The sequence below is a fragment of the Methylobacterium sp. P5_C11 genome (assembly GCF_054049775.1).
Map to the genome: position 1 here is coordinate 1 of NZ_JBFULS010000097.1, position 9,071 is coordinate 9,071.

The window sequence follows — 9,071 nt, forward strand, 5'->3', positions numbered from 1 at the left end:
CCTCGGGACCGGGGCGCGGGCCGCCGGGCGGCGGTGGGACCTGCGCGATGGCGACGGTGCCGGACAGCAGCGCCGCGGCAGCCGCGAGGGCGATGATTCGGGTCATGTCGGCTCTCTCCGAGGCTCGATCCGCCCCGCCTGCGCGGGGGCCGCGGGGTGCTCCGGCTCTAGGCGCGCCCGCCAAACCGGCCCTGAACCGGCCCGTTCAGCCCCCGTTAAAGGCCCGCCCCCCGCCGGGGCGGACCTGTCCGAGGCTCCGCCCGCCCGTGCGGCGCTTTCGACAGGCCCGCCCGCATCGTGTAGAGGGGGCGCCTTCCCTCGGAGGACCCTGTGCTCCACGTCTCGACTCGCGGCGCGGCCGCGCCGCTCTCGTTCTCGGATGCGCTCCTGGCGGGCCTGGCCCGCGACGGCGGGCTCTACGTGCCGCAGACCTGGCCGCAGATCGCGCCCGCGGAGATCGCCGCCCTGGCCGGCCGCCCCTACGCGGAGGCCGCCAAGCGGGTGCTGCGCCCGCTGATCGACGGCGATATCGCCGGCCCGGACCTCGACCGGATGATCGACGCGGCCTACGCGACGTTCCGCCACCCGGCGGTCTGCCCGCTGACCCAGCTCGACGACAACCTGTTCCTGCTGGAACTCTTCCACGGGCCGACGCTGGCCTTCAAGGACGTGGCGATGCAGCTGCTCGGGCGGCTGATGGACCATGTGCTCGCCCAGCGCGGCACCCGCGCCACCATCGTGGGCGCCACCTCGGGCGATACCGGCTCGGCGGCCGTGGACGCCTTCGGCGGCCTCGACCGGGTCGACGTGTTCATCCTCTACCCGCACGGGCGGGTCTCGGAGGTGCAGCGCCGGCAGATGACCTCGGTGCCCGCCGAGAACGTCCACGCGCTCGCCGTCGACGGCACGTTCGACGATTGCCAGAACCTCGTCAAAGCCTTGTTCCAGCACGCCGATTTCGCCGACGCGGTGCGGCTTTCGGGCGTCAACTCGATCAACTGGGCGCGGGTCGCCGCGCAGGCCGTGTACTACTTCACCAGCGCGGTGGCGCTGGGCTCCCCCCACCGGCCGGTCTCCTTCGCGGTGCCGACCGGCAATTTCGGCGACGTCCTCGCCGGCTGGGTCGCCAAGCAGATGGGCCTGCCGGTCCAGAGGCTGATGATCGGCACCAACGCCAACGACATCCTGGTGCGGACCCTGGAGCACGGCGCCTACGCGCTGCGCGGCGTGGTGCCCACCACCTCGCCCTCCATGGACATCCAGATCTCGTCGAACTTCGAGCGGCTGCTGTTCGAGGCGCTGGGGCGCGACGCCGCGTCCCTGTCGCGGCTGATGGCCGGGCTGAAGCAGTCCGGCGGGTTCTCGCTGAGCCCGGAGATCCTCGCCACGGTCCGGTCCGAGTTCGACGCGGTCGCGGTGCCCGAGCCCGACGTCATGGCGGAGATCGCCCTGACCCAGGCGGCCACCGGCGTGGTGCTCGATCCCCACAGCGCCATCGGCGTGCGGGCCGGGCGGCGGCTGCTGGAGCAGGATCCGGCGACCCCGGTCGTCGCCCTCGCCACCGCGCACCCGGCAAAGTTCCCGGACGCGGTCGCCAAGGCCACCGGCGGCCTGCGCCCCGCCCTGCCCCCGCACCTCGCTGACCTGATGGACCGGCCCGAGCGGCTGACCCGGGTGGCCAACGACCAGGCCGCCCTGGAGACGCTCATCCGCGCGCGCGCCCGCATCACCAGGGGGGCGTGAGCCGTCGATGAACCAGCACTTCTCCACGCACGCCGCCTCGCCGTCCCTGCGCACCACGCGGCTCGACAACGGCGTCACGGTGGTCACCGAGCCGATGCCCGGGGTCGCCACCGCCAGCCTCGGCGTCTGGGTCGGGGCCGGTTCGCGCAACGAGCGCGCCGACGAGGCCGGGCTGTCCCACCTCATCGAGCACATGGCGTTCAAGGGGACCCGCACCCGGTCCGCGCAGAAGATCGCCGAGGCGATCGAGAATGTCGGCGGCGAGATCAACGCCGCCACCTCCACGGAGGGGACGAGCTACACCGCCCGGGTGCTCGGCGAGGATGCCGGCCTCGCCCTCGACGTGATCGGCGACATCCTCACCGATTCGGTGTTCGATTCGGGCGAGCTCGCCCGGGAGAAGGGCGTGATCCTGCAGGAATACGCTGCCGTCGAGGACACCCCCGACGACGTGGTCTACGACGCCTTCACGGAGGCCGCCTTCCCGGACCAGCCGGTGGGCCGGCCGATCCTCGGGCGGCCCGAGACGATCCGGAGCTTCGACGAGGCCGGCATCCGCGCCTATCTCGACCGGGAATACACCCCGGACCGCATCGTCGTGGCCGGGGCCGGGGCCGTCACCCACGAGGCGATCGTGGCGGCGGCCGAGCGCCATTTCGGCGCCCTGCCGGCGAAGGCCGCGCCCGAGGCGGTGCCGGGGTCCTACGGCGGCGGCGAGCGGCGGATGCCGCGCAAGCTCGAACAGGCCAACGTGGTGATCGGCCTGCCCGGCCTGTCGTTCCGGGACGACCGCTACTACGCGCTGCACATGTTCGCCCAGGTCCTGGGCGGCGGCCTGACCTCGCGGCTGTGGCAGGAGGTGCGCGAGACCCGCGGCCTCGCCTACGAGATCCAGGCCTTCCACTGGCCGTTCTCGGATTGCGGGCTGTTCGGCATCGGCGCCGGCACCGCCGGGGCGGATCTGCCCGAACTCGTCGACGTGACGCTCGACGCCACCGCCCGGGCGGCCCGCGACCTCGACGCCACCGAGATCGCCCGCGCCAAGGCGCAGCTCAAGGTGTCGCTGCTCTCGGCACTCGAGACGCCGGGCGGCCGGATCGAGCGCAACGCCCGTCAGATCCTGGCCTGGGGCCGGGTGATCCCCGCCGGGGAGGTGATCGCCAAGGTCGACGCTGTCACCGTCGCGGACGTCCGCGCGGTGGCGGCCGCGATGCTGCGGGGAACCCCGACGCTGGCGGCGATCGGCCCGATCCGCAAGCTGCCGACCCTCGATAAGATCGCGGGCGCGCTCCGGGCGGCCTGAGACCGACGCCGTCTTTGCGAGCGCAGCGAAGCAACCCAGGGCCGCGCGCGGTCTCCGACTGGAGCGTCTCCCTGGGTCGCTTCGCTGCGCTCGCGATGACGGAGAGGGCGGCGGAACGTCCGCCCCCGCCCCGCCCAACTTGATTTGGCCGCAAAGGGGCGCGATCCGCGGCATGCGGACCGATCCCGGGGGATCTTGCCCCAGGCCAGGCCCGCACCTATCGATCGAGGCCGCCCGGGCGGCCGACGCCGCTTCTCGCACGGCCGGACATCAAGACACCCTTGCGTATCCTCGCCCTCCTCCTGACCCTGGTCGGCGGTCTCGTCGGTGCCCTCGCGCTCAGCGGTCCGGCCCGGGCCGTGGAAGCGGTCCGCGTCACCCTCGACGCGCCGGTGATCGACCTGACCACCGCGATCGAGCGCTACCGCTCGGACGGCGACCTGATCCAGATCTCGACCGCCCCCGGCAAGGACGGCATCGTCCGCCGGATCGTCGTGAAGGCGCGGGACGCCGGCGCCCGGCCCGACTGGATCGTGTTCGCGCTCACCAACGACACCGACGAGCAGATCGACCGCATCCTGGTCGCGCCGCATTTCCGGCTGGTGGATTCCGGGGTGATCTGGCCCGATCTCGGCGGCTCGCGCATCGCCGCCATCACGGCGAGCCAGGGCATCCGGCCCGAGCGCGACGAGAATCCGGAAGCCGACCAGTTCACCATCACGCTGGATCCCGGCACCACCGTCACCTACGTGGCCGAGCTGCGCGGCGCCAACATTCCCCAGCTCCATCTCTGGGATCAGGACGCCTACCGCCGGAAGGCCGCGGGCCTCACCCTCTACAAGGGCATCATCATCGGGATCAGCGGCCTGCTGGCGCTGTTCCTGACCATCGTGTTCGTGGTCAAGGGCGCGATCATCTTCCCCGCCGCCGCCGCGCTCGCGTGGTCGGTGCTCGCCTATGCCTGCATCGATTTCGGCTTCCTCCAGCGGGTCTTCCCCGTCACCGAACTCGCCGAGCGGGTCTACCGGGCCTCCGCCGAGGCGGTGCTCGGGGCGACGCTGCTGGTCTTCCTGTTCGCCTACCTGAACCTCGCCCGCTGGCACGTGCGCTACAGCCACGTGGCGTTCTTCTGGCTCGCCTTCCTGGCGGGCCTCGTCGGGCTCGCGGTGTTCGACCCGCCGGTGGCGGCCGGCGTCGCGCGGATCTCCATCGCGGCGGTGGCCGGCATCGGGCTGCTGCTGATCGTCTACCTCGCCGCCCATAACGGCTACGACCGGGCGATCCTGCTGGTCCCGACATGGCTGCTGCTGGTGGTCTGGGTGACCGCGGCGGGCTTCGCGGTCACCGGCCAGATCGGCAGCGACCTCGTGCAGCCGGCGCTCATCGGCGGCCTCGTGCTGATCGTGATGCTGATCGGCTTCACGGTGCTCCAGCACGCCTTCGCGGGCGGCGGCCTCAGCCACGCCCTCGTCTCCGACACGGAGCGGCGGGCGCTGGCGCTGACCGGGGCCGGCGACGTGGTGTTCGACTGGGACGTGCCCGCCGACCGGGTCTTCGTCGGCCCGGAGATCGAGGGCCAGCTCGGCCTCGCCCGCGGCACCCTGGAGGGGCCGGCGACCAACTGGCTCGGCGCGCTCCACCCCTTCGACGTGGAGCGCTACTCGGCGGCCCTCGACACGGTGATCGAGGAGCGGCGCGGGCGCATCGTCCACGATTTCCGCCTGCGCTCGGAGGCCGGCACGTTCTTCTGGTACCGGCTCAAGGCGCGGCCGGTGATCGGCGCCGACGGCGAGGTGATCCGGGTGGTCGGCACCATCGCGGACGTCACCGAGATCAAGACCGCCGAGGAGCGCCTGCTCCACGACGCCGTGCATGACAGCCTCACCGGCCTGCCGAACCGCGAGCTGTTCGGCGACCGCCTCGACGCGGCTTTGGCCTTCGCCGGCCAGGACCAGCGCCTCAAGCCCACCGTGATCGTCCTCGACGTCGACCGGTTCAAGGGCATCAACGACGCGATCGGCCTGTCGGCGGGCGATTCGATCCTGCTGACCCTGTCGCGCCGTCTCGGCCGCCTGCTCAGGCCGCAGGACACCCTGGCCCGGGTCGCGGGCGACGAGTTCGCGGTGATCCTCCTGTCGGAGCGCGACCCCGACCGGATCCTGGCCTTCGCCGAGATGATCCGCCGGGCGATCGCCACGCCGATCACCTACGCCGACCGCGAGATCTTCCTCACCGTCTCGATCGGCCTCGCCCTCTACGAGGCCGGCGCCAACCTGAAGCGCGACGAGGTGTTCAAGAGCGCCGAGATCGCCATGATCCAGGCCAAGCGCAACGGCGGCGACCGGATCGAGGTCTTTCGCGCCCACATGCGCACCGACCGCTCGGACCGACTGATGCTGGAGAGCGACCTGCGCAAGGCGATCGAGCGCAACGAGCTGAAGGTGCTGTTCCTGCCGGTGGTGCGGCTCGAGGACCGCACCGTGGCGGGGTTCGAGACCGTGCTGCGCTGGGACCACCCGAAGCTCGGGCGCATCCCCGCCGCGACCTTCCTGCCGCTCGCCGAGGAGAGCGGCTTCATCGTCAACCTCGGCATCTTCGCCCTGGAGCGCACCGCCCTCGAACTCGCGGCCTGGCAGCGCTCCCTGGAGGTCGAGCCGCCGATCTTCGCGGCCTGCAACCTGTCCTCGCGCCAGCTCCTGCGCCACGATCTCCTGCACGACGTGAAGACCGTCCTGGCCCGCTCCGGCGCCCTGCCCGGCTCGCTCAAGCTGGAATTCAGCGAGAGCCTCGTGATGGAAAACCCGGAATACGCCGCCCAGATGCTGGCGCGGATCCACGACCTCGGGGCCGGTCTGTGCCTGTCGGATTTCGGCACCGGCTACTCGGCCCTCTCCTACCTCCAGCGCTTCCCCTTCGACACGATCAAGGTCGACGCGACCTTCGTGCGCCAGATCGGCACCGGCCAGACCGCGATCCTGCGCTCCATCGTCCGGATGGCGAGCGAGCTGAACCTCGCCATCGTGGCGGAGGGCTGCGAGTCGGAGGCCGACGCCCAGGCGCTGGCCGGGCTCGGCTGCGAATACGCCCTCGGTCCCGCCTTCGGCGAGCCGATGACGCTGCTGCAGGCCCGCCAGATCGTCGGCGCGGCGCCGGAAGCGGCCTGACATCGCGAACGGCCGGGTGAGCCTGGTCGACGGCCGCCCGTCCGCGATCGCCCCTCGGGTGCGCGCGACCGCGTTTCCGAGGACATGACCGCGCAGACCTGATGGCGATGCCCGGGCTGGCGGTGGCCAGCGCGAACCATAAGGAGACCGTGGTGCCGGCGCTCCGGGATCTCCGGCGCACGCCTCAGGCCTGCCGGCGCCTCCCTGCTCCGGACCCCGGAGCCGGACCTGGGTCTGGCGGGCACCTCGGGGGTGCGGGCGGCGAACCGGGATCTGCGAACGCGTCGCCCGCGGAGACGGCGTGAGTCGAGGATCGGCTTAAGGCCCCCTTAACCATGTCCGATCAAGCTCCTGTTGATGAACGGGCCTTTCGCCCGCGACGGGGGATGGTCGGATGGCCGAGGCGGCACGGCGTTACCAGCAGGCAGGCGGCTCCGACCTCGTGCGCCGCCTGATGGCGCGGCCGGTGCGGCTGGAGCAGCAAGCCCGGACCCGGCTCCCCCTCCGCGACCCGCGCCCCGTCGAGGCGTTCGCCGACGATCCGTCGGACGCGCCGGACGAGGATGACGAGATCGCCCGGCTCGAGACCGAGCTGCAGGTCATGAAGGCCGTGCTCCGCGCCCAGCGGCAGGAGGTCGAGGCGCTGCGGGCGCAGCGCCAGCTCCTCACGGATTCCGCCCCTGACGACGACGTCCGCGCGACCCGGGAGCGCTGGGCGGCCCTGGTCGACACGCTCCTGATCCGCGCCCGCTGATCCGTCGGCCGACATGCGGGGTCAGGCCAGGAAGGGGCAGACCATGGGGGCGCGCTGCTCGCTCGTCGTGAACGGCCGGTCGGTGCGCGTCTCCACCGGCGACACGCCGCTGGAGGCGGCGCTGGCCGAGGGCATGATCGCCCCGCTCCAGGCACAATCCGGCACCCTGCTCGCCGGCCAGGGGCTCGCCCAGGGCAGCACGGCGCCGTCCGGTCGGCGTCACCCGGCCCGGCGGGCCCGGGCCGAGGCCCTGCGTCCGGCCCTCCCGGGACCCCCGATCCAGGGCGCGGAGGAGGCGCCGCCGCCGGCGGTCGCCGTCCGCAAGGGCACGGTCACGGAGATCCGCCGGCTCAGCCCCGGAATCGTCGAGGTCGTCGCGACCCTGACGCGGCGGCCGACCTGCGAGCCCGGGCACCAAGCCCTCGTGACCTTCGCGGGACTGCCCGCGATGACGCTGTCCCCGACCCTGCGGGTCGACGGCACGAGCGAGATCAACGAGGCCGTGTTCCACCTCGCCCGCGACCCCGAGGGTGACCCGCTCGACACGCTCCGCCTCGACCAGCCGGTGCGCCTCAAGGGACCCGTCGGCCGGGGACAGTACCGGCCCGGGGGCGGCCGCCTCGTGCTGGTGGCGGCCGGCGCGGGCTTCGGGGCGATCTGGGCGATCGCCCGGGCGGCCCGCTACGTGGAGCCCGCCCGCGAGATGGCTCTGGCGATCGGCGCCCGCGACGCCCTGGACCTCTACATGCGCGAGAGCCTGGACTGGCTGCGCCGGACCGGCGTCGCCCGAATCGTGCTCTGCGCCGACCGCGGCCGCCAGCGGCCGCCGGACGTGCGTTCCGGCCCCCTCAGCGCCCACCTGCCCAGCCTGCGCGCCACCGACGTGGTCCACGTGGCGGGCGACGTCTCGACGGTCGGCGCCGTGCAGGTGCTCGCCGCCTCGGTGGGCGCCCGCTGCTACCCGATCGTGATCGACTGACGGCGGGGCGCCTCGACGCGGCGGCGATCGGCTGATACCCGCGCCGGGGTGGCCGTATGCGGCCGGCCCTTGAGTCCGATCCCCGATGGTCCGTGTCCTCTGCCTCGGCTACAGCGTCACCGAGCTGCCGGGCTATGTCGAGCGGGCCAACGCCCTGGCCGAAGCCGAGGGACGCCCGGTCACCCTCCTCCGGAGCGGTTGGGGCGGCCATTCGCTGCCCTCCGTCGCGGCCCTGATCGACGAGATCCTGGACGCGATCCCCTGCGATCACGTCCTGCTGGAGCTGTTCACCGGCAACGTCCGCTACTTCGACGGCGCGACCATGCGGGGCTATCTCGACGACATCCTCGCGGCGACCGCCCGGCGCGACCTGCCCGTCGCCTTTCTCAACCTTCATCAGGGCGGCGTCGACTACGCCGCCGAGCCCGTCGCCGGCCTGCTGGCGGAGTATCGCGCCCTCTACGGGATCCCGTATCTCGACATCGCCGCCCCGGTGGCCGGGGCAGGGGCCGGCGACGTCACCTATCTCCTGAAGGACGGCACCCACGTCACGCCGGCCGGCGCGGAGGTCTACGGCACCCTGGTCTACAGCTTCCTGCGCGCGCCGCCGCCGGGCCGGGCCTACATCCCCCGGTTCCGGGGGCTGCCGGGCCGATTCGAATCCCTGCCCCTGTGCACCCTCCCCGGGCTGACCTGCGGGTTCGAACTGCGGCGCAACGGCATCCCGCTGCGTTTCCTGGAGATCCCCGAGACCACGCGCGTCGAGATCCCCCTCGGGCGTCCGCGCGACGTGATCGGTATCCTCACGACCTACGGACCGCAGGCGGGCACGCTGACGGTCCGGGATCCCGCAACCGGGCGGGCGCACGACCTCGTCGCCTACGATGAATTCTCCTACTATATCCGCGCGATGTACCGCAGCGTCGCCCTCCCGGCCGCCCGCGCGCTGACGCTCGCGCAGTCGGCGGCGCGGCCGGACATCGCCCTGCGCAAGGGCGTGCCGGATCCGGGTCCGCGGCTGGGGCGCGTGTCGCACATCGTCTGCCGSCGCCCACCACCTTGCCGTAGGTGGCAAGGTCGGCCCGGATGCCGAGCACGGCCTGCATGCCGCCGGGGTGGACCCGGAAG

General features: G+C 72.8%; 6 protein-coding genes. All 6 read left to right on the forward strand.

The window, feature by feature from the left end:
• The first annotated feature begins 330 nt into the window (after nucleotides 1–330).
• The gene (thrC, locus tag ACXJKQ_RS27095) at nucleotides 331–1,743 is read left to right on the forward strand and encodes a threonine synthase (protein WP_457108771.1); all 1,413 of its coding nucleotides are present in this window, start codon (nucleotides 331–333) and stop codon (nucleotides 1,741–1,743) included.
• A gap of 7 nt (nucleotides 1,744–1,750) precedes the next feature.
• Nucleotides 1,751–3,046: a M16 family metallopeptidase gene (locus ACXJKQ_RS27100; RefSeq protein WP_457108772.1), complete on the forward strand. Its 1,296-nt coding sequence runs from the start codon at nucleotides 1,751–1,753 to the stop codon at nucleotides 3,044–3,046.
• A 287-nt stretch (nucleotides 3,047–3,333) separates the two neighbouring features.
• Nucleotides 3,334–6,210: an EAL domain-containing protein gene (locus ACXJKQ_RS27105; protein ID WP_457108776.1), complete on the forward strand. Its 2,877-nt coding sequence runs from the start codon at nucleotides 3,334–3,336 to the stop codon at nucleotides 6,208–6,210.
• Between the two features lie 394 nt (nucleotides 6,211–6,604).
• Nucleotides 6,605–6,964: a hypothetical protein gene (locus ACXJKQ_RS27110; RefSeq protein ID WP_457108773.1), complete on the forward strand. Its 360-nt coding sequence runs from the start codon at nucleotides 6,605–6,607 to the stop codon at nucleotides 6,962–6,964.
• A gap of 43 nt (nucleotides 6,965–7,007) precedes the next feature.
• Nucleotides 7,008–7,943 carry a ferredoxin--NAD(+) reductase gene (locus ACXJKQ_RS27115; protein WP_457108774.1) on the forward strand — a complete coding sequence of 312 codons (936 nt, stop codon included), beginning with the start codon at nucleotides 7,008–7,010 and terminating at the stop codon, nucleotides 7,941–7,943.
• 85 nt (nucleotides 7,944–8,028) lie between these two features.
• The coding region (locus ACXJKQ_RS27120) for an SGNH/GDSL hydrolase family protein (RefSeq protein ID WP_457108775.1) at nucleotides 8,029–9,071 on the forward strand (1,043 nt) is incomplete at its 3' end.

What these genes read in the sequence shown, in the direction of transcription:
- ACXJKQ_RS27100 (WP_457108772.1), top strand. Translation starts at nt 1,751, where the DNA reads ATGAACCAGCACTTCTCCACGCACGCCGCCTCGCCGTCCCTGCGCACC.
- ACXJKQ_RS27110 (WP_457108773.1), top strand. Translation starts at nt 6,605, where the DNA reads ATGGCCGAGGCGGCACGGCGTTACCAGCAGGCAGGCGGCTCCGACCTC.
- ACXJKQ_RS27115 (WP_457108774.1), top strand. Translation starts at nt 7,008, where the DNA reads ATGGGGGCGCGCTGCTCGCTCGTCGTGAACGGCCGGTCGGTGCGCGTC.